This window comes from Clostridium sp. TF11-13AC, from assembly GCF_003481065.1.
GTDB classification, from domain to species: domain Bacteria; phylum Bacillota; class Clostridia; order Lachnospirales; family Lachnospiraceae; genus Otoolea; species Otoolea fessa.
Window position 1 is genome coordinate 527581 of record NZ_QUKJ01000001.1, and the last position, 20287, is coordinate 547867.

Below are 20287 nucleotides of genomic sequence, written 5' to 3' on the forward strand. Positions count from 1 at the left end.
GATAGAATTTAGAAAGCAGGCGAAATATATGGATAATCAGGGAGTACTGGCAGTTATATCCGGATTTTCAGGGGCAGGCAAGGGAACATTGATGCGTGCATTGCTGGAGCGGTATGACAATTATGCCCTTTCCATCTCCGCGACCACCCGCGCACCGCGCGAGGGCGAGGTTGATGGAAGAGAGTATTTCTTTAAGACCCGGGAAGAGTTCGAACAGATGATCGAACACGATGAGCTGGTCGAATACGCCCAGTATGTCGGAAACTATTACGGCACACCGAAGGAGTATGTGTTTTCCAACCTGAAAGCGGGCAAGGATGTTCTTTTGGAGATTGAGATTCAGGGTGCCCTGAAAATCAAGAAGAAATTCCCGGAGGCAGTTCTCATTTTTGTCACGCCGCCGAGTGCCGGGGAGCTTAGAAACCGGCTGGCAGGTCGTGGAACCGAGACACCGGAGAAGATTGCCGCACGGCTTTCGAGAGCAGCAGAGGAGTCCAAGCAGATGGATGACTACGATTTCATTCTGGTGAATGATGAGGTAGACCGCTGTGTAGAAGAAATGCACGCACTGATTCAGGCGATGCATGCCAGAACAGAAAATCACAAGACTTTGATTGAAAAAATAAAAGAAGAGATGAAGCAATTCTGAAAGGAGAAAGATGTATTATGATGCTGCGTCCGTCATATCTTGACTTAATTAATGTTGTAAACAAAGAGGCTGAGCCGGGGAAAGAACCGCTGATTCAGAGCCGTTACTCCATCGTAATTGCGACTGCAAAGCGTGCAAGACAGCTGATCGCCGGTGATGAGGCACTGGTCATTGAGAATGGAAGAAAACCGCTTTCGATCGCGATCGACGAGCTGTACCATTCTAAGGTTAAAATTGTAGCAGAGAACGATTCCCCGGAGGAAGAGGTCTAAAAGGTGACAGAAGACCGTCCCGTGTTCATTATGTACATGGAGATGGTCTTTTCTTAGATATAGAGTAACTGTTCAGTAGGTCTGCGCATTTACTGCGCTGACCGTACGAAAACATGGGCCAGCAGGCAAAAATCCCATTGCCGTAGGCAATTTTTAATGGATTTTTGCGCGTGACTGTGAAGGTACTGAACAGTTACGATATAGAATTTTTGTGACGGTTCAAATCGATTATGGTTACAGAAATTTTTTAAATATGGTATTAGGAGAGAATTGAATGAAATTACTTTGTATATCCCTTGGCTGCGATAAAAACCTGGTTGATGCAGAGCGTATGCTGGGTTCGCTGAGCCAGGACGGGTACACGTTTACCGATGACGAGCAGGAGGCAGATGTCATTCTGGTCAATACCTGCTGCTTTATCAACGATGCCAAGGAGGAGAGTGTCAACACCATCTTAGAGATGGCAGAGTACAAAAAGAGCGGAACCTGCAAGGCGCTCTTAGTCAGCGGCTGTATGGCACAGCGTTACAAGGAAGAGATCCTGCAGGAGGTGCCGGAGGTGGACGGTATTCTCGGTACGACCAGCTATGATGAGGTCAGCAAGGTGCTGGCGGAGGCGCTGAAGGGTGAGAGGGTATCTGATTTCCACGATTTGTCCGAACTTCCGGAGACGAAGATGCGGAGCAAACGTCTGGTGACGACCGGCGGACATTATGCTTTTTTAAAGATTTCCGAGGGCTGTAACAAACGGTGTACCTATTGTATTATCCCGTCCCTGCGTGGACCGTACCGCAGTGTGCCGATGGAGCAGCTTCTCGCAGAGGCAAAGGAGCTTGCGGATCAGGGTGTGAAGGAACTGATTCTTGTCGCACAGGAGACGACGCTTTACGGCGTGGATTTGTATGGAGAGAAGACCCTGCCGAAACTTTTACATGAACTGGCACAGATCGATGGAATCGAATGGATCCGTATCCAGTACTGTTATCCGGAGGAGATCACCGAGGAGTTGATTCAGGCGATCAAGACGGAAGAAAAAGTCTGTCATTACCTGGATATTCCGATCCAGCACGCGAGCGATGCCGTTCTCAAGCGGATGGGACGCCGCACGAATCAGGCGGAGCTTCGGGAGCGGATCGCGCATCTGCGGGAAGAGATCCCAGATATTGCACTCCGCACGACCTTAATTTCCGGTTTCCCGGGTGAGACACAGGAGGATCATGAGGAACTGATGCGGTTCGTCGATGAGATGGAATTTGACCGCTTGGGCGTGTTTGCATACTCTGCAGAAGAGGACACACCGGCAGCCGGATATCCGGATCAGGTACCGCAGGAGGTCAAGGAAGACCGCCGCGACGAGATCATGGAGCTGCAGCAGGAGATTGCCTTTGAGAAAGCCGAGGATATGAAAGACCGTGTGCTTGAGGTTATGATCGAGGGAAAAGTGGCAGACGAGAATGCTTTCGTGGGACGTACCTATAAGGACGCGCCGAACGTAGATGGTTTGATTTTTGTCAATGCGGATGTTCCGCTGATGTCCGGCGATTTCTGCCGTGTCCGCGTAACGGGAGCACTCGAATATGATTTGATAGGAGAGTTGGCTGATGAATTTACCGAATAAGCTTACGACGCTTCGCGTCATCATGATTCCGTTTTTTGTGTTTTTTCTTCTCTGGCAGAATGGTGAAAACCGTACCTTCCGTATGATTGCACTGGCACTGTTTATCATAGCCAGCCTGACCGATCTTCTGGATGGAAAGATTGCCAGAAAGTACAATCTGGTTACGAACTTTGGAAAATTTATGGATCCGCTCGCGGACAAGCTCTTAGTGTGCTCGGCGCTCATCTGTCTGATCGAGCTGAACGCGCTTCCAGCCTGGATGGTTATCGTCATCATCAGCCGGGAGTTTATCATCAGCGGATTCCGTCTGATCGCCTCGGACAACGGAGTTGTCATCGCCGCCAGCTATTGGGGCAAATTTAAGACGACGTTTCAGATGGTATCGGTGGTGTTATTGATTCTGGATATTCCGGCGCTTGCGTTTGTCACGACGATCTGTGTCTGGATCGCGCTGCTGCTGACGATTGTGTCACTTGTTGATTATATTTACAAGAATCATAAAATACTGACAGAAGGGAGTATCTGATATGATAGTCGAACTGATCTCGGTAGGAACAGAGCTGCTGCTTGGCAATATCGTCAATACCAATGCGCAGTATTTATCGGAAACGTGTGCAAAGCTGGGGCTTAACGTCTATTACCAGACGACGGTAGGGGACAACCGGGAGCGCATGACAGAAGTCTTCCGGACGGCGCTCTCAAGAGCCGATCTCGTTATCATCGGCGGCGGTCTGGGACCGACGGAGGATGATATCACGAAGGATGTCTGCGCGGAGCTGATGGGAATGCCGTTAGTCGAGGATCCGGAGGTGCGGGCACATCTGGAGGACTGGTACCGGCAGCGCAAGCGCACCGATATTCCGGATAGCAACTGGCGTCAGGCGCTGGTGCCGGAGGGCGCGGTGGTATTTTCCAACACAAACGGCACAGCTCCAGGACTTGCCCTGGAGAAAAACGGTAAGACCGCGATTCTTCTTCCGGGACCGCCGAACGAACTGTATCCGATGGTGGAAGATCAGGTTTGTGCTTATATTCAGAAACGATCTGACTGTGTGATCTATTCCCAGATGCTCAAAATCTGCGGATACGGGGAGAGCAAGGTGGAGGAGATGCTTCTCGACCTCATCGACCAGCAGACGAACCCGACGATTGCGACCTATGCAAAGACGAAAGAAGTACATTTGCGCGTGACCGCGAGAGCCGAGAGCGAAGACGCGGCAAAACAGCTGTTAAAACCGGTTATCAAAGAGATTAAGAAACGGTTCGGTAATGCGGTTTACACGACGGATGAGCATGAGAATCTGGAGGATGTCGTTGTTCGCCTCTTAAAGAAATACGACCTGACTGTGACAACCGCAGAGTCCTGCACAGGCGGTCTGATCGCCGGACGCATCGTCAACGTGCCGGGGGCCTCAGAGGTCTTTAACGAGGGATACGTGACGTATTCCAACAAGGCAAAGAAAAAGATCCTGGGCGTCAGTAAGGCGACCCTGAAAAAATACGGCGCGGTCAGCGAACAGACGGCGCGTGAGATGGCTGCAGGCGGTGTATTTACGACGGATGCGGATGCCTGTATCGCTGTGACCGGCATCGCCGGACCGGACGGCGGAACCGAGGAGAAACCGGTGGGACTCGTCTATATCGCATGTTATATGAAGGATAAAGTCAAAGTAGAGGAATACCATTTCCGCGGAAACCGCGAGAAGGTGCGTGAGCAGACGGTGATTCAGGCGCTGGATCTGCTGAGACGGTCGATTATTAAGAATTATAAAAAAGATTGATCATGTAAAGGAGGGAGAGCTGACAGGCGGGGAGAAATAGCCGGAAACGTGCTGTTTTTAGAGCGCCATGGATCAGGCTCTCCTTTTTTAGGAGGCGGGGACGATGATTTGGTATAAATATCTGTATCTGGGAGAAACTGCTAAAAAGCATCGTTTTTCGATTCTACAGAAACTCCGCCTCGGAAAGCTACAGCCGGGCGTTCACGTGATCACGCCTGCCTCAGGCGGACACAACCTGCTTGATATCCAGCCTGCCTATGTGCTCCGGCAGAATTATTACCGGGAGCAGGCGGATCTGCTGATCGTAGGGGTCGGCGCGAGCTACCAGGATGCCGTGGAGACGGTGGGGCGGATTGTGGATGAAACGTACCGCGAGACGGGTGGATTTGATGTGAAGACGTATCTGAGAGAGAAGGAAGACAGGCTGAGGAAAAAGAGGTAAGTATTTTGTAGCCTTTGATGAAGATTTTTTGGACTGAAAATGTCTTTTGACCCCAACATCATATGATACGGAGCTGATACATGAATTTGTCAATGAAAGAATAAGAAGTGGGAGGGGATGGATTGCTGCATATTTTGTTCATAATCTTGAAAATACTCGGAATCCTGCTTCTTGTCATTCTGGGACTGTTGTTTCTGTGCCTGATGGCGGTTTTATTTGTCCCGATTCGATACCGGGGGAACGGAAGCTACCACAGTATCAAGGATTTTTGTGTGCATCTGCATATCCATTGGCTGCTTCATGCGGTGTCGTTGCGGATTGCTTATGAAAATGGGCTTCGATATACGGTTAAGTTGTTTGGATTCCGGATTTTCGGGAGTGAGAGTGAAGAGAAAGATACGGAATCTAGGAGTGTGCGGGAAGGCACGCAGGCAGCGGATTCGGATGAGCTGGAATTTGTAAATGCGCAGGAGAAAACAGAGGATGATGATTTAGACACCGGTGAACTGATTTTGCGGGCGGAAGCAGCATCGGAGAAGACAGACGCCGCGATCGAGAAAGCGGAGGAAACTGCCAGGCTGCTGGAGGAGGCGGTGAAGAGACGGAGTGCGCAGAGGGAGGCGGAAATGTCTCAAGCTGTGAAGAATGCAGATGCATTTCCAGATGTGAAGGAGGCGGGAGTGTCAGAGGCAGAAGGAAAAACGCATCGGGCAAAGAATGAATTAAAATCAAATCCCAGCCAGGAAAAGCGTGAATCGTTCCTTCATAGAATCATTAGCTGGTTCAAACAAAAATGGAGCGCCCTGCGGCAATCCCTCTCAAAGCTGCTTACCCGAATCAACAACCTGGAGCACAAACGCCAATCCGTCCTTGCATTTATAGAAAATGAAGAAAATCAGAAGTCATTTCGCCTGATCAAACGCCAGCTCATGCGAGTTCTGCGGCATATATTTCCCAGAAAGCTGTCCGGGCAGGTTACGTTTGGCGTGGAGGATCCTTATTTGATGGGACAAATTTTGAGTGTGGCGGCTTTTTTGTATCCAGTTTACGGAAAGAAGATTGATTTGACTCCGGTCATGGATGCAAATGCGCTGGACGGGGAGCTTTCGTTCCGGGGCAGAGTCCAGATTGGCGTGCTGGCATTGATGGCGCTTCGGATCTGGATGGATAAGAATGTACGGACACAGGTTTATAAATATAGAAACCGAGGAGGAAGATAATATGGCAGACAATCAGTTTGCATCGACAATCGGTGCATTATTTCAGGGTATGGATGAGTTCGTCACGACGAAGACAGTCGTGGGAGAGCCGGTGACAGTTGGCGATGCGATTATACTTCCACTCGTGGATGTAACCTGCGGCATGGCGGCGGGCGCGTTTGGTCAGTCGGCGAAAGAGAAGAATGCGGGCGGCATGAGCGCCAAGATGACGCCGAGCGCGGTGCTGGTCATTCAGAATGGCATGACGAAAGTGGTCAATATCAAGCATCAGGATGCATTGACCAAGGTTCTCGACATGGCACCGGATCTCGTCAATAAATTTGTCGGCGGAAGCACCGGACCGATCGATGCGGAGACGATGCAGACAGCTGAGAAAATGGCGGGCGAGATGGAAGAGAAGAAATAAAGAAATTAAAATCAAAACGCTTCATAGAATGATCATAGCACACGATCGAATGTCAGATGTCTCTGGCAATGATCGCCTGCTATTTAACTTCTTTTGAAAACAGACATTTCAGAGAGGTATCATTCTATGAAGCGTTTATTTGGTTTAGTCCTTTTTTCAATGGGATTTGGCATGACCCTGGTGCTCATTTTCCCAAAGAATTTTCTATGGGTCAGCATCGCCATTTCTCTGATGATTGTCGGGTACAATATGTTTTGCCGATGAGATTCTATGCTTTTTCAAGTGGCAGAATCACTGTAAAGCAGCTACCCTCGTCCACCTGGCTGGATACCTCGATGGTACCGTGCATCAGGTCGATGATCCGTTTCGTGATGGAAAGTCCCAGCCCGTTGCCCTTTTCATTGGGATCCGAGTTCCTGCTGTAAAATTTTTCAAAGATCCGTTTCATCGTGGCGTCATCCATGCCGACGCCGGTATCGCGGATGGAGACACGCACCTTATCTCCTGTGATAACGAGTTTGGCAGAAAGCATACCGCCAGCCGGGGTGAATTTGATGGCATTTTGCAGGAGATTGATCCAGACCTGCTGCAGCATCTCACAGTTGCCGTAAAATTTGCACGCCGTCAAATCAATGTCGAGATTCAGATGCTTTTTCTCCCAGAGCGGTTCCAGCAGAAGAATCGCCTGCCGGATTTGTTCGTCGAGGCTGAACGTCGTGCGGCCGGTCACGATCTCCTGCTTTTCCAGGCGGGAAAGCAGAAGAATGTTGCCGGTCATCGTGGTGAGCTGGCGCGTGCTGTCGATGATGATGCGCGTGTATTCATTCCGGTCCGCCTCTGAGAGAGATGGATCCTGCAGCAATGTCGCATAGCCCTCGATGGCGGCGAGCGGTGTCTTGAACTCATGGGAAACCGTGGTCACAAAATCATTTCGCAGCGATTCGATGCTGTTTAACTCCTGCACCATACGGTTAAAATTGTAGGTTAGTTCACAGATCGCCTGCAAAGACTTCGAATCTGGCACATGAACAGAAAAGTCTCCGTCTGCTACCTGCTTAGCGGCAAGGCTTATGGAACCGATGGGGCAGAGAATTTTCGACCAGAGGAACAGCGACAGCGCGATACTGAATGCAAGGCTGCTCAAAAATGACATCAGACTCGGAAAATTCGGACCGAAAATCCGAAAAACTTCGTGTTTATCTGTTCCGCTTGTGAGCAGCGAGACAAAATATCCGGTCAGCATCGGCATCAACGAGGACACCAGGAAGAAAAAGACCAGGAGGGTCAGCCAGTAGAGTGGAATCTGGAAATATTTGGTAAAGTTTTTGCTGATCATACTTCTGTTTTCACCGCCTTATAGCCGAGACCCCGCACGGTCATGATGATAAAATCATCGCAGTTTTTAAACCGTTCGCGCAGCCGGTTGACATGCACATCGACCGTCCGTTCGTCGGTTGTCGAGTCAAGCCCCCAGATTTCGTCCATGAGCTGCTGCCTCGTGAAAATCTTATTTGGATAAGAAAGTAATTTATATAGAAGGTAAAATTCTTTCTGCGGCAGAAGTGTCTCCTGCCCGTTGGCCGTGACCGTCAGTGCATCGTAGTCGAGAATCGTATTTTGGCAGACAATCCGATGCTCCGTCGCGATCTTGGCGCGTTTGAGCAGGGCGCCAACCCGCAGAACCATCTCATTGACATCGATCGGCTTCACCATGTAGTCATCCGTGCCTGCCTGAAAGCCGCGCTGCTTGTCTTCGAAGCGCTCTTTGGCGGTGATAATCAGGATCGGCATCGTAAATCCACTCGTCCGCAGGTGATCAATCAGTTCATATCCGTCCATTCCGGACATCATAATATCCGAAATAATGAGATCTACATATTCAGAATCTAAAAGAGATAATGCTTTTTCGCCGCTTTCTGCCGGAAGCGCCAGATAACCATTGTTGGTGAGTACCGTGCAGAACAGGGAACGCAGTTTCGCATCATCTTCTACCACGAGAATGTGAAACATATCCGTAAATCCTCCCTATAATTCAATTAAAAAGATGTAATATCATAAATACTCATAGTATACCATAAGTACTAAATTCAGCTCTCACCTTCGGCTCGGCTTCATTAAGGACTTAGGTATGACTCGCACTAAGTTCGAAAAGACCTCACTAAGTGCTCATATTATACCACATAAGTTTAAACTGATTGTGAACGGTGCAACACATTTTTTTCACGGTTCGTTTACATTCAGTTTATATTTAGTTGAAACTCGTTTAAAAATGGGATGTTATACTAGGGACAATTAGGAAAAACCAGAAAGGAATATGCGAAATGAGTAAACTATCTTCTCTGATGGAAACGGTAAAGCAGAATAAAAAGAAAACAGCCATCATTGCGGTGGTGGTGCTGATCGTACTTGCGGCGCTTTTTATGCGTTTCAAGGGTGGCAGCAAAGGAGGTTCCGGCGGCGGTCCGGGCGGTCCAGGCGGTATGCAGGACACGCAGATGGACAATGTGGCGACGGTTGCGGCTGAGAATCCAAAGAGCGGAACGATTGAGCGGACAACCAGCACATCCGGTACTGTCGAGGCATCGGACGTTGTCTATGTCTATGCGAAGGCATCCGGCGATGTGACGGGTGTCAACGTCAGCGTCGGTGATATGGTGACAGCGGGTCAGCTTCTCTGTACGATCAATACCGAACAGGTTGAGACGGCGAAAAATGCGATGGACTCCGCCTCTGTTAACCTGACCGAGGCACAGAGCAATTTAAGCCGTATGCAGCTTCTTTATCAGGGAGGAGATATTTCTGATCAGGAATGGGAGCAGTATCAGAACCAGGCGAAGACGGCACAGTTAAATTATGAATCGGCAAAATTAAACTACGACCGTCAGGTGGAATACAGTTCCGTGACCGCACCGATCTCCGGCAAGATTGAGACGATGGATATTGATGTATATGATCATGTCAACCAGCAGACGCAGCTCTGCGTTATCTCCGGTGAGGGAGATAAACGGGTATCGTTCTACGTATCCGAGCGTGTTATGAGCAACTTAAATCAGGGCGACGCGATGACGATTGTAAAAGATGGAACGACTTATGATGGTGTGATTACCGATGTCAGCAGCATGGCGGACGAGAGCAACGGTCTGTTTAAGATAAAGGCAGAGCTGCCGGAGGCGAACAGCCTTTCAACGGGAAGTAATGTCAAGGTAACAGTAACTTCTGAGCATGCAGAGAATGTCATGACCGTGCCGGTAGATGCAATCTACTATGATAACGGCGTTGGAAATGTCTATGTTTACCAGGATGGAACGGTACATAAAGTGGAAGTCGAAGTGGGGCTTTATAATACGGAGCTGGCGGAAATCAAGTCCGGGCTGACGGCCGATGATCTCGTCATTAGTACATGGAGTTCCCAGCTTTATGAGGGTTCAACCGTTAACTTAAAGGGTGAAGAAACAGATGCGGCAGCAGCGGATGAAGCTGGAAACCAGAAAGCTGATGCCCTGGCAGGGTCTGAAAATGGACAGAAAGCGGGCGCTTCGGCAGATGGCGGAAACGATCAGCCTGCGGGTGATGCAGGTGCTCCGAAAGATGCAAAAAATGGACAGAAACAGTAGGACAGGAGGAATGTAAGACATGGGAGTAACGAAATATATCCTGAAACATCCGGTTACTACTGTCATGGCTCTGTTGTGTCTGGTTGTATTCGGTATTTCATCGGTCTTTTCGGCAAAGCTGGAGCAGATGCCGGATATGGAGACGCCAATGCTGATTATCATGGCAAATTATTCAGGCGCAGGACCGGAGGATATCAGCGAGCTGGTAACCGAACCGATCGAGGATGCGATCGGTACGCTGGAAGGTGTGGACACGGTTACCTCCGAATCGAGCGATGGACGTTCGATGATCATGCTTCAGTACGATTACGGCACCGATATGGATGAGGCGTATGACAACTTAAAGCAGAAACTGGACAATATCCAGCGGGAGCTGCCGGATGATGTGGAACCGAGCGTTATGTCGATGAACTCCAATCAAGGAGACAGTATGATGCTTTCGATTGCACATAAGACGCAGACAAACCTTTACGATTATGTGGATCAGAAGATAGTACCTGAATTAGAGCGAATTTCTTCAATTGCAAACATTGAGACGCGAGGCGGTTCTTCTAAGTACGTCAGCATTGAATTACAGTCTGAAAAAATGGATCAGTACAATCTGACCATGCAGGATGTTGCGAGTGCGATTAACGATGCGAACGTGGCATCCCCGTCGGGTGAGGCAGATGCCGGAAACCTGGAGCTTTCCGTTACTACCTCCTTAAAAACAGAACAGGTAAATGAGCTGCAGGATATTCCAATCAAGACGCCGGCAGGACAGATTATTTCTCTGTCGGATGTGGCAAATGTGTATGAGGCAACGAAAGACCGGGGCGGCATTTCCCGTTACAACGGTCAGGAGACGATCTCCGTTTCGATTCAGAAGCAGCAGGACAGCACAGATATGGAAGTGTCCTCGGCTGTAAAAGAGAAAATTGAAGAATTGATGGCAGATGATTCGGATCTGACGATCACGGTTGCAAATGATACATCTGACACGATTCTTGATTCCTTAAAAGACGTAGCAGAGACAATGGTTCTGGCGGTTATCATCTCCATGTTTATCATTTTCCTGTTCTTTGGCGATTATAAGGCGTCTCTGATCGTCGGAAGTTCCATTCCGACTTCGATTTTGATGTCCTTGATTGCGATCACGATGGCAGGATTTTCGTTGAACGTTATCACGATGAGTGCGCTGGTACTCGGCGTCGGCATGATGGTCGATAACTCGATCGTTGTACTGGAGAGCTGTTTCCGTGCAACGGCGGAGCAGGAAGACAAGGGGGCGCTTGGCTATTTTTCAGCAGCGCTTCACGGAACCGGCATTGTCATTAACTCGATCATCGGTTCGACGATTACGACCTGTGTCGTATTCCTGCCGCTGGCATTCTTAAACGGTATGACCGGACAGATGTTCAAGCCGCTGGGATTTACGATCGTGTTCTGTATGTCAGCGTCCCTGCTGTCTGCGATGACGGTGGTTCCGCTGTGTTATCTGTTCTATAAACCGAGCGAGGCGAAGCGCGCCCTGATGGGACGTCCGATTGAACGTTTACAGAAATGGTACCGCGGCATCATGGACCGTCTGTTAAACCACAAGGCGATGGTTATGGGATTTTCGGTTCTGGTACTTGTACTGACGGTAATTCTGGCGAGCGGAATGCAGACGGAGCTGATGACATCGGATGATACCGGTACAGTCAGTGTCAGCATAGAGACGCGTCCGGGGCTGAAACAGGAAAAGATCGAGGAGGCGCTGGCAGAAGCGGAGGCGATTGTTTCCGCGAGCGACCAGATTGATTCGTACATGCTGCGTTACGACGGAGACAGCGGCGAGATCAGTGCCTATCTGAAAGATGACCGTACCATGAAAACAGACGATGTAGCCGATCAGTGGCAGAAAGAGATGGATAACATTGCAAACTGTACGATCGACGTATCGGCATCGACTTCCATGAGCTTCATGGGAAGACAGCGCGGCTATGAAGTGATTCTTCACGGCACGCAGTATGATGAATTAAAAGAAGTTAGTGATAAGATTGTCAAGGAAATGACAGCAAGAACGGATGTCATCAACATCCATTCCAGTATTGAGAATAATGCACCGATCATTACCCTGAAGATTGATCCAGTCATGGCAAAGGCGTATGGACTCACGGCTTCCAGTATCGGAACGACGATCAACCAGATGTTGAGTGGTATCGACGCGACGACACTTAAAATTGACGGCGAGGACATTACGGTAACGGTTGAGTATCCGGAGGGCGAGTACGAGACAGTTGATAACATAAAAGATATTATTTTGACGGGAACAAACGGACAGAAGGTGGCACTGACCGATGTGGCAAATGTCGTATTTGAGGACAGTCCGGCTTCGATTTCCAGAACCGACGGTGCATATGAGATCACAATCTCTGCTGATTACACCGGTGATAATGTACAGCAGCAAATCAACAGTGAGGTAATTACTCCGAACTTAAGCGGTACAATCAGCATTGGGCAGAACAGCCGTGACCGTATGATGAAGAGTGAGTTCAGCTCCCTGTACCGCGCGATTGCGATTGCAGTCTTCCTGGTATTCGTTGTCATGGCGGCACAGTTTGAGTCTGTGAAGTTTTCCATCATGGTTATGACGACCATCCCGTTCAGTTTGGTTGGTTCCTTCGGATTACTGAAGCTGACCGGCGTCAGCATCAGTATGACGTCCCTGCTCGGCTTCCTGATTCTGGTCGGAACTGTTGTAAATAACGGTATTCTCTACGTGGATACGGTCAACCAGTATCGCTCCACGATGGATCTGCGGACAGCGCTCATCGAGGCAGGTGCGACCCGTATCCGACCGATTCTGATGACAAGTATGACAACCATCCTCTCGATGATTCCGATGGCACTGGCAATCGGAAGCAGCGGTTCCACGACACAGGGTCTGGCGATCGTAGATATCGGCGGTCTGACCGCAGGTGTGATGGTCGCGCTCTTCATGGTTCCAGTATATTACGCACTGCTGAGCCGGAAACCGAAGGAAGAGATACCGGACATAGATTAATTGGAAACAGAATAGGATAATTGTTAAAATCAGATATATCGGAATGGAGTGACATACATGAATCGAAATAAAAAAATATGTCTGAAGCATCGGATGGCGGCCGGTGCAGTAGCCTGCTCACTGGGGCTTTTTCTGGCGGCAGGTGCGCCGGTCCAGGTATTGGCAGCCAGCCCGCAATTTGCATATTCCACAGAAAAATGGGCTTCGCTGCAGGATGATAAGCTCGAATTTGACGAGATTGCTGATCGGATCCATGAGTACAACAGCACAGTGGAGAAGAACCGGATCGAGTACAAGGATTATCAAGGCAAAGACAGCAATGAGATCGCGCAGGAATATTATGACGCGGCAGATGAGATCGAGAGCAGTATCGAGTACCCGGATTCAGATGATGCGAATTATGGTTCCGCACTGGCAGCAGAACAGAGAAGCGAGGCTTCCGCGACTCAGATGCGCGAGCAGGGCGATAATAACGTCGATGATGCGAATGTTAAGGCGTGGGGGTATACGCAGACCGAGAAATCGTTGGTACAGCAGGCGCAGAACCTGATGATCCAGTACTGGAATGCCCAGGAAAACTTAAAGAGTGTGCAGAACCAGGTGTCCAAGGCAGAAAAAGACTATGAGACGGCAAACTTAAAGCTTTCATCCGGAAGCGCGACCCAGACGGATGTGCTGGATGCCAAGGAGACTCTTTTAAAGGCGCAGGCCTCTGTCACCACGGCAGAAAGCAATATTGCATCGACGAAGGAATCCCTGTGCCAGATGCTTGGATGGAAATATGGCGCATCAGTAGAAATCTGTGCATTACCGGACCCGCAGGAACAGATGAGTGCATTGGTCAACCTCGAAGAGGACATTGCGAAAGCACAGGAAAATAATTATCAGTTAAAGATTCTGGCACGTCAGGTCAACAATGCGATGACAAGCACCCTTAAAGAGCAGTACCAGACAACTCTGACCAGCGGGAAGGAGGCAGTCAAGTCGAATGTCCAGTCGGTTTATCAGAATCTGAAGTTGTCTGAGGCACAGTATGAACAGGCAAAACGCAGCCTTGAATTAGAAGAAAAGACGAAACAGACCAACGACCGCAAGCTGGCAGCCGGACTTATCAGCCAGAACGCATACCAGAGCGCAACCTATTCCTATGAATCGGCATCCGTGGCAAAAGAGACGGCAACGATGTCGCTTCTCCAGGCGCAGTTCGCTTACCAGTGGGCGGTGGACGGCCTGGCGTCCACGCAGTAGAAAGGGGTGGGCGGATGATGCGAAATCTGAAAGGAAAATGGATGAACGCGGAAGCTGGGACAGAGCAAAAGATGCGCAAGGGGCAAGAAAGAGACCGAAGCGGTGCAAGTGCTTTGGATGTGCATCTGGACGGTCATAATGTGAAACGAATCGGAAAAAGCAGATTGGGTCGTTCGATCGGAATTGCCCTGGCGGCTTGTATTCTTGTATCGAACCCGGCGCAGGCGGCGAAAACCCCTTTGATTTCCGGCACAGAAAGTGATTCAGACAGCGAGGCAGATGGTCCGGCGCTGGAAGATGGCACCATAACCGAAAACAGCGCAGACAACACGATCGCCAGCCAGTCCGGCTCCTATACGGAGGAACAGCTCGCGGATTCTGTGATAGAGTACGGGGAACTGGAGGCGCTGGTGCGGCGCGGCAATGGAACGGCTGTCAGCGCCGATTACAGTTATCAGGACAGCCTTGCCGTCTACCAGGAAGCCTACGATGCGATGATTTCCGGTGCCCGGGATATGAACTATAAAGCAGATGAGCTCGAAGATGCGGGCGGAGATGAGGCACTGATCGGCACCTATGAGCGAAATGCACAAACGCTGTCGATGGCAGCGAAGCAGTATAAAAAGTCGCTCACTTCCTTAAATTCGGCGTCAAGCCGTGCGTCCAGAAACCGGACGGTCTGGCAGGTCGTAAAGACCGCACAGATGCAGTGGGGCACCTGCCGGCAGCTTCAGGACGAGGTGGAGGCGGCTGCCAAGACGGCAGAGAACTATCAGGCGCAGGCAGATCGCAAAGAGCGGGAACTGGCAGCGGGGCTTTGCACGGAGACGGATCTGCTGCAGGCTCAGAAAAACCTGTTAAGCGCCCAGACAGCATTACAATCCACGACCGATCAGGCAAATAAGGCGCTGCGCCAGCTTGCCATTTTACTTGGAAAGAGCGGAACTTCTATTACGCTGGGGGAAATTCCAGCCGTATCGGCAACGGAACTGGCTTCTATGAATCTGGATGCGGACCGCGCGGCAGCTGTCGTTGCAAGTTCCAGTGTCAAATCAGCCAGACGATCCTCCGCAACTGGAGATGCGGCGCGCAAGCTGCGCCACCAGCAGATCAAGGAAGCCGAGAGCGCCGCAAGCGCCTCAGCGGATGAGCAGTACGCTGAGATAGCGGCATTAAGCCTAGAACGCGACGCGGCGCAGGCAGCCTACCAGTCTGCCGAAAAAACATACGGCGCCACCCAGATTAAGTATCAGTCCGGTGCGATTAATAAAGCAACGTATTTACAGGGTGAGGCGTCTTATCTGCAGAAAAAAGCAGAACTAGAGACTGCCGAGATTTCCCTGCGGACGGCGTATGATGCGTATGAGTGGATGTTGAAAGGGGTTGCGTGAGAAGAGTGTGATTGCGCTTCCTGAGATTGTATAATTTTTTGTATGGATATGTGGAATAGAATTTTATAAGATGGGTTTGAAAAAAACGGCACTGCCCGGATGGGGGTGTCGTTTTGTTACTGTTTTCGTACTTTCGGTGTGAGAACAAATTTGTATTTGCGTATTGTTCCGGTCAATGGTACAATCATAGGCGGAATTTTGAACCGGTAAACGATAGACTGAAAGGGTACGCCCGTTCACGGACCCATGGAAAAGGCCGGAAACGAAAACGGGAGGAACATATAGATGCAGCAGGAGAATATGAAGACATTGGAATCTCTGGAAGATTTTCGGCATTTTTCGGAAAAAGAGCTGGAAATACGGTTTGACCAGCTTAAGAAACAGATTGTACCAGCGGACAAGACAATCCGGGAGCAGGCAGAAAAGCATTGGGGGCATGTGGCAAAACCGCTTGGCAGTCTGGGAGTCCTGGAGGAAGATATTGTGCGGGCGGCGGCAGCGCAGGGGGAGGAAGTGCCAGACTTCTCCAAGCGTGCACTTTTAATTTTTTGCGCAGATAATGGGGTAGTCGAAGAAGGAGTATCACAGACCGGGCAGGAGGTTACGGCGGCAGTTGTTTCGAATATGACACGCGGGAGGAGCTGTTCCTGCCTGATGGCAGAAAAGGCAGAGACAGATGTGTTTCCGATCGATATGGGAATTGCCTGTGAGGTAGAACATCGGGGAGAACTTCATCCCCTAACGGAACGGAAAATCCGCCGTGGAACTTCCAATTTTACAAAAGCAGCAGCGATGACGCGCCAGGAGGTGTTGACAGCCATTTTGACGGGAATCGATGCGGTGCGTGTGCTGAAGGAGCAGGGGTACCGCTTGTCTGCAGTGGGTGAAATGGGGATCGGCAATACGACGACCAGCAGTGCGGTCGCATCGGTTCTGCTGCAAAAGGATCCAGAACTTGTCACTGGAGCTGGGGCGGGTTTAGATTCGGCTGGATTGAAACGGAAAACGGAGGCAATCCGGCGTGGAATCGGACTGCATCACCCGGATCCCATGGATGGCATGGAGGTATTGCAAAAGGTAGGCGGATTCGATCTGGCGGCGATGGCAGGTGCTTTTTTGGGCGGTGCCATCTATCATGTTCCGGTTGTGATTGACGGGGTTATCGCGGCAGCTGCGGCGGCAGCTGCTGGAAGAATTGCATCGGCAGCGACGGATTATATGCTGGCAGCCCATGTATCGGCGGAACCGGCGTCTATCTGGCTGCTTGATTTGATAGGAGTAACTCCGGCTATCCAGGCGGGACTTCGACTCGGAGAAGGTACAGGGGCGCTGGCGCTGTTTCCACTGCTGGATATGGCGCTGTCCATTTACCGGGATATGGATACGTTTGCGGAGATGGAAATAGAGGAATATAAGCCGCTGGTGTGATGAGATATACGGATTAAAACATTTTTTGCGTATGTTTTTAAAGCATGGAAACTGCTGCAATTCGGTGAAAAAGAGGATAAATGAACGATGTTATATATAGTTACAGGCGGCAGTGGCAGCGGTAAGTCCGAATATGCCGAACAGACTGCCGTGCAGTGCCGGAACAGGAACGGTGGGACACTCTGGTATCTGGCGACGATGCGGATTTGGGATGATGAAGGCAGAAAACGGGTGGAGCGCCATCGGCGGATGCGCGCGGCAAAAGGGTTTGAGACGATTGAGCGGTATACGGGGTTAGAAACATTAGAATTAGAGGAGAGATTCGAAGAGTCCAATTCGGCTGGTGTGGACGCTGAACAGGAAAACGATAGTTTGAAGCGCTGGGAGTCCTGCCGAGTGGCACAAAAACCAGTGCTTCTCCTTGAATGTATGTCCAATCTTGTCCTCAATGAATTTTATGCTCAGGAAAATGGTGCGCAAGAGCGGATTCTGCAAGGAATAAAACGCTTGCAAAACCAGTGCCATGACCTTATCATTGTAACGAATGAGATCTTTTCGGACGGTGTGACGTATGATCTGGAATCGGAGCGGTACATAGAGCTTCTGGGACGGATCAACCGGGAACTGGGACAGATGGCGGATTCGGTGACGGAAGTGGTGTATGGAATTCCGATTGCGGTGTCAACACCTGTTTTTGCAGCCGATGAAAGGACAAAAGATGTAGGGTAGTCAGTGAGTGGAACAGAGCGGAATGCCTGCTAAAGTTATGGTTGCCAGAATAGAGTCAGGGGGATCGAAGATTGAATCTGATAGGAAGTTTTGTCATTGCATTTTCCATGTATTCACGCATTCCGATGCCGCGCATGGACTGGACGGAAGAGCGGATGCGCTATGCGCTTTGTTTTTTTCCGCTGATCGGGGCGGTGATCGGGGCGGTAGAGATAGCCACGTTTGCGCTCTGTGAAATTTTGGGTGCTGGAGTTCTGTTCCAGACCTGCCTGTTGACGGCAGTTCCACTATTGATTACCGGTGGAATCCATATGGACGGGTATCTCGATGTGACGGATGCGCGCCATTCCTACGGCGAGCGGGAAAAAAAGCTGGCGATTTTAAAAGATCCACATACGGGGGCGTTTGCGATCATCGGTCTGGGGCTGTACCTGCTTCTCTATGCGGGGGCAGTTTCTGAGCTTGTGGGAGCAGATGTGTGGCTGCTGCCGGGGGCGCTTATGCTGGAACGCGCCTGCAGCGGCTATTCGGTGGTGGCATTTCCAAAGGCGAAAAAGGACGGGCTTGCCGCTGAATTTTCCAGAAGTGCCGAGACAAAGGTTGTTCGCGTGAGTATGGCAGTTTTAGCAGTGTTGGCGATCAGCTGGATGATTTACTGGGGACATCTGCGCGGCGCTCTGGCAGCCTTAACAGTACTTGCGACTTTCGTTTGTTATTATCGTTTTTCCATGCGGGAATTTGGCGGCATCAACGGCGATCTGGCAGGGCATTTTCTGCAGAGCTGCGAGCGGAATGTGGTGCTGGTGCTGGCGGCGATGCGGCTGGCAGGTACGTGCCTGCGGTTTTTGAATTTTTAAGCGAGGAAAAGCAGAATGATTTTTATAATTGGCGGCAGGGAACAAGGAAAGACAGCGTATGCGATGAAATTGTGGGAAAAACGTACTTTGGAACGGAGGAAAACAAAAGACTTATCCACCGTTCTGAATCGATCGAAAAATCCAGAAGCGTGTAGAGTTACGGCACGCATCGCGGATGGGAGATTAGAAACGGACAAACAGACGATCATGCAGGCGGATCTGATCACGCATTTTGAACTGTTTGTGAGGCGTGAGATGGAAGCCGGGCGCGATCCATACGTGTTTGCAGAACGCCTGATGCAGGAAAATCCGGATGCATTCGTGACGGCGGATGAAATCGGCTGCGGCATTGTGCCGATGGAAGCATTTGAGCGCGATTACCGGGAGACAGACGGGCGCATTTGCCAGCGGATCGCCGCATATTCGGAGGAAGTGCACCGGGTTATCTGCGGTCTGGGAATGCGGATCAAATAAAAGAATAGTTGGGAGTAGACAAAATGACAGCAATCAGTAAAGTATTGACAGGAATGATAGAAGGTAGAATGGTCGGATATCACTTAGCTGCGATTCTGGCAGGTTATCTTCTGGATCTGTGCCTGGGTGATCCGCATTCGATGCCGCATCCGGTCCGGGCGATCGGAAATCTGATTGTGTGGCTGGAAAAATATTTGCGTCCAGCTGGAAAAAAGCATGCAACGGAACGGGGGGAACGCCGCGCGGGCGTTCTTTTTGTGTGTCTGGTGCTGCTTGTGACAGGCAGTGTGGCAGGCGCAATCCTCTGGATTTCCCATCTGGGCGGCATCTGGATTCAGACAGTAGTCGAGGCGGTCATGACTTACTATCTGCTGGCGGCGCGCTCCCTGCGGGATGAGAGCATGGCGGTCTGCCGGAAGCTGGAGGCGGGAGATACCGAGGGAGCCCGCTATGCAGTGTCGATGATTGTCGGGCGCGATACGAAACCTCTTTCAGAGGCGGGGATCGCACGGGCGGCAGTTGAGACGGTAGCGGAAAATGCGTCGGATGGAGTGATTGCGCCTTTGTTTTATCTGGCGATCGGAGGTCCGCTTCTTGGCTGGCTGTACAAGGCAGTCAACACGATGGATTCGATGGTCGGATATAAAAATGACAAATATCTGCATTTTGGACGCGCGGCAGCAAAGCTGGACGATCTGGTAAACCTGATTCCGTCGCGTCTGGCAGCGCTTTTATTGATAGTATCTGCATACCTTTTACGATATGACGGAAAGAATGCTTACCGTATTTGGCGGCGTGATCGCCGGAACCACAAAAGCCCCAATTCCGCGCAGACCGAGTCGGCATGCGCCGGCGCGCTGGGCTTGCGACTGGCGGGCGATGCCTGGTATTTCGGCAAGTTAGTTCCGAAGCCATATATCGGTGATGAGATACACCCGATTGAACCGCAGGACATCCGCCGTGTCAACCGCCTGATGTATGGAGCGGCGGGAATCATGGGACTTCTGGCACTGGTGATGCGGGCCGTGATTTTGTTTTGATAAGGGGATTTTAACAAAGAAGAATATAAAAAAGGAAAAAAATCCAAATAATGAAACAATCAAACAGATAAAAATATCAAAAACAGAACG

At 50.3% G+C, this 20287-nt stretch carries 19 protein-coding genes; 17 read left to right on the forward strand and 2 right to left on the reverse strand.

The annotated features are described in order from the left end of the window. Window positions 1-28: 28 nt before the first annotated feature. From gmk to DXD12_RS02280, 8 genes are all read left to right on the forward strand, one after another. A complete protein-coding gene (gene gmk / locus DXD12_RS02245) occupies window positions 29-649 on the forward strand; it encodes a guanylate kinase (protein WP_022360271.1) in 621 nt (206 codons plus the stop codon). Between the two features lie 17 nt (window positions 650-666). Further along, window positions 667-921 carry a DNA-directed RNA polymerase subunit omega gene (gene rpoZ / locus DXD12_RS02250; RefSeq protein WP_022360270.1) on the forward strand — a complete coding sequence of 85 codons (255 nt, stop codon included), beginning with the start codon at window positions 667-669 and terminating at the stop codon, window positions 919-921. 274 nt (window positions 922-1195) lie between these two features. Next, window positions 1196-2539 carry a 30S ribosomal protein S12 methylthiotransferase RimO gene (gene rimO, locus DXD12_RS02255; protein WP_118293188.1) on the forward strand — a complete coding sequence of 448 codons (1344 nt, stop codon included), beginning with the start codon at window positions 1196-1198 and terminating at the stop codon, window positions 2537-2539. Further along, on the forward strand, window positions 2523-3065 hold the full coding sequence (gene pgsA / locus DXD12_RS02260) for a CDP-diacylglycerol--glycerol-3-phosphate 3-phosphatidyltransferase (RefSeq protein WP_106999955.1): 543 nt from the start codon (window positions 2523-2525) through the stop codon (window positions 3063-3065). The genes rimO and pgsA overlap by 17 nt, the downstream gene beginning before the upstream one ends. A 1-nt stretch (window position 3066) precedes the next feature. Next, window positions 3067-4320, forward strand: a complete 1254-nt coding sequence (locus DXD12_RS02265; RefSeq protein ID WP_106999954.1) for a competence/damage-inducible protein A — start codon at window positions 3067-3069, stop codon at window positions 4318-4320. Between the two features lie 103 nt (window positions 4321-4423). Further along, window positions 4424-4762 carry a hypothetical protein gene (locus DXD12_RS02270; RefSeq protein ID WP_106999953.1) on the forward strand — a complete coding sequence of 113 codons (339 nt, stop codon included), beginning with the start codon at window positions 4424-4426 and terminating at the stop codon, window positions 4760-4762. Between the two features lie 122 nt (window positions 4763-4884). Continuing rightward, window positions 4885-5982 (forward strand): hypothetical protein, encoded by a 1098-nt coding sequence (locus DXD12_RS02275; protein ID WP_106999952.1) that lies wholly within the window; start codon window positions 4885-4887, stop codon window positions 5980-5982. A gap of 1 nt (window position 5983) precedes the next feature. After that, a complete protein-coding gene (locus DXD12_RS02280; RefSeq protein ID WP_022360264.1) occupies window positions 5984-6388 on the forward strand; it encodes a GerW family sporulation protein in 405 nt (134 codons plus the stop codon). Between the two features lie 268 nt (window positions 6389-6656). On the opposite strand, the gene DXD12_RS02285 is transcribed toward DXD12_RS02280, so the two are convergent. Both DXD12_RS02285 and DXD12_RS02290 read right to left on the reverse strand, forming a co-directional pair. Further along, window positions 6657-7724: a HAMP domain-containing sensor histidine kinase gene (locus DXD12_RS02285; RefSeq protein ID WP_106999951.1), complete on the reverse strand. Its 1068-nt coding sequence runs from the start codon at window positions 7722-7724 to the stop codon at window positions 6657-6659. After that, entirely contained in the window at window positions 7721-8398 is a 678-nt protein-coding gene (locus DXD12_RS02290; protein ID WP_106999950.1) for a response regulator transcription factor, read from the reverse strand. Before DXD12_RS02290 ends, DXD12_RS02285 begins: the two co-directional genes overlap by 4 nt. 311 nt (window positions 8399-8709) lie before the next feature. Between DXD12_RS02290 and DXD12_RS02295 the strand changes: the two genes are divergently transcribed. From DXD12_RS02295 to cbiB, 9 genes are all read left to right on the forward strand, one after another. After that, window positions 8710-10002 (forward strand): efflux RND transporter periplasmic adaptor subunit, encoded by a 1293-nt coding sequence (locus DXD12_RS02295; protein WP_106999949.1) that lies wholly within the window; start codon window positions 8710-8712, stop codon window positions 10000-10002. Window positions 10003-10021: 19 nt separating this feature from the next. Next, window positions 10022-13030, forward strand: coding sequence for an efflux RND transporter permease subunit (locus DXD12_RS02300; protein ID WP_118637216.1), 3009 nt, complete (start codon window positions 10022-10024; stop codon window positions 13028-13030). Between the two features lie 57 nt (window positions 13031-13087). Further along, a complete protein-coding gene (locus DXD12_RS02305) occupies window positions 13088-14278 on the forward strand; it encodes a TolC family protein (protein WP_118637218.1) in 1191 nt (396 codons plus the stop codon). Between the two features lie 14 nt (window positions 14279-14292). Continuing rightward, entirely contained in the window at window positions 14293-15669 is a 1377-nt protein-coding gene (locus DXD12_RS02310; protein ID WP_118637220.1) for a TolC family protein, read from the forward strand. A 285-nt stretch (window positions 15670-15954) separates the two neighbouring features. Continuing rightward, the gene (cobT, locus tag DXD12_RS02315; protein WP_118637222.1) at window positions 15955-17097 is read left to right on the forward strand and encodes a nicotinate-nucleotide--dimethylbenzimidazole phosphoribosyltransferase; all 1143 of its coding nucleotides are present in this window, start codon (window positions 15955-15957) and stop codon (window positions 17095-17097) included. 87 nt (window positions 17098-17184) lie between these two features. Beyond that, on the forward strand, window positions 17185-17826 hold the full coding sequence (locus DXD12_RS02320; RefSeq protein ID WP_118637224.1) for a bifunctional adenosylcobinamide kinase/adenosylcobinamide-phosphate guanylyltransferase: 642 nt from the start codon (window positions 17185-17187) through the stop codon (window positions 17824-17826). Window positions 17827-17897: 71 nt separating this feature from the next. Continuing rightward, window positions 17898-18683 carry an adenosylcobinamide-GDP ribazoletransferase gene (locus DXD12_RS02325; RefSeq protein WP_118637226.1) on the forward strand — a complete coding sequence of 262 codons (786 nt, stop codon included), beginning with the start codon at window positions 17898-17900 and terminating at the stop codon, window positions 18681-18683. A 15-nt stretch (window positions 18684-18698) separates the two neighbouring features. Continuing rightward, window positions 18699-19157, forward strand: a complete 459-nt coding sequence (locus tag DXD12_RS02330) for a bifunctional adenosylcobinamide kinase/adenosylcobinamide-phosphate guanylyltransferase (RefSeq protein ID WP_117795490.1) — start codon at window positions 18699-18701, stop codon at window positions 19155-19157. A gap of 23 nt (window positions 19158-19180) precedes the next feature. Continuing rightward, on the forward strand, window positions 19181-20197 hold the full coding sequence (cbiB, locus tag DXD12_RS02335; RefSeq protein WP_243105329.1) for an adenosylcobinamide-phosphate synthase CbiB: 1017 nt from the start codon (window positions 19181-19183) through the stop codon (window positions 20195-20197). Window positions 20198-20287: the final 90 nt, after the last annotated feature.

Excerpts from the sequence above, each read along its gene's own strand:
- gmk (WP_022360271.1), top strand. The coding sequence starts at position 29 with ATGGATAATCAGGGAGTACTGGCAGTTATATCCGGATTTTCAGGGGCA.
- rpoZ (WP_022360270.1), top strand. The coding sequence starts at position 667 with ATGATGCTGCGTCCGTCATATCTTGACTTAATTAATGTTGTAAACAAA.
- rimO (WP_118293188.1), top strand. The coding sequence starts at position 1,196 with ATGAAATTACTTTGTATATCCCTTGGCTGCGATAAAAACCTGGTTGAT.
- pgsA (WP_106999955.1), top strand. The coding sequence starts at position 2,523 with ATGAATTTACCGAATAAGCTTACGACGCTTCGCGTCATCATGATTCCG.
- DXD12_RS02265 (WP_106999954.1), top strand. The coding sequence starts at position 3,067 with ATGATAGTCGAACTGATCTCGGTAGGAACAGAGCTGCTGCTTGGCAAT.
- DXD12_RS02270 (WP_106999953.1), top strand. The coding sequence starts at position 4,424 with ATGATTTGGTATAAATATCTGTATCTGGGAGAAACTGCTAAAAAGCAT.
- DXD12_RS02280 (WP_022360264.1), top strand. The coding sequence starts at position 5,984 with ATGGCAGACAATCAGTTTGCATCGACAATCGGTGCATTATTTCAGGGT.
- DXD12_RS02285 (WP_106999951.1), bottom strand. The coding sequence starts at position 7,724 with ATGATCAGCAAAAACTTTACCAAATATTTCCAGATTCCACTCTACTGG.
- DXD12_RS02290 (WP_106999950.1), bottom strand. The coding sequence starts at position 8,398 with ATGTTTCACATTCTCGTGGTAGAAGATGATGCGAAACTGCGTTCCCTG.
- DXD12_RS02295 (WP_106999949.1), top strand. The coding sequence starts at position 8,710 with ATGAGTAAACTATCTTCTCTGATGGAAACGGTAAAGCAGAATAAAAAG.
- DXD12_RS02300 (WP_118637216.1), top strand. The coding sequence starts at position 10,022 with ATGGGAGTAACGAAATATATCCTGAAACATCCGGTTACTACTGTCATG.
- DXD12_RS02305 (WP_118637218.1), top strand. The coding sequence starts at position 13,088 with ATGAATCGAAATAAAAAAATATGTCTGAAGCATCGGATGGCGGCCGGT.
- DXD12_RS02310 (WP_118637220.1), top strand. The coding sequence starts at position 14,293 with ATGATGCGAAATCTGAAAGGAAAATGGATGAACGCGGAAGCTGGGACA.
- cobT (WP_118637222.1), top strand. The coding sequence starts at position 15,955 with ATGCAGCAGGAGAATATGAAGACATTGGAATCTCTGGAAGATTTTCGG.
- DXD12_RS02320 (WP_118637224.1), top strand. The coding sequence starts at position 17,185 with ATGTTATATATAGTTACAGGCGGCAGTGGCAGCGGTAAGTCCGAATAT.
- DXD12_RS02330 (WP_117795490.1), top strand. The coding sequence starts at position 18,699 with ATGATTTTTATAATTGGCGGCAGGGAACAAGGAAAGACAGCGTATGCG.
- cbiB (WP_243105329.1), top strand. The coding sequence starts at position 19,181 with ATGACAGCAATCAGTAAAGTATTGACAGGAATGATAGAAGGTAGAATG.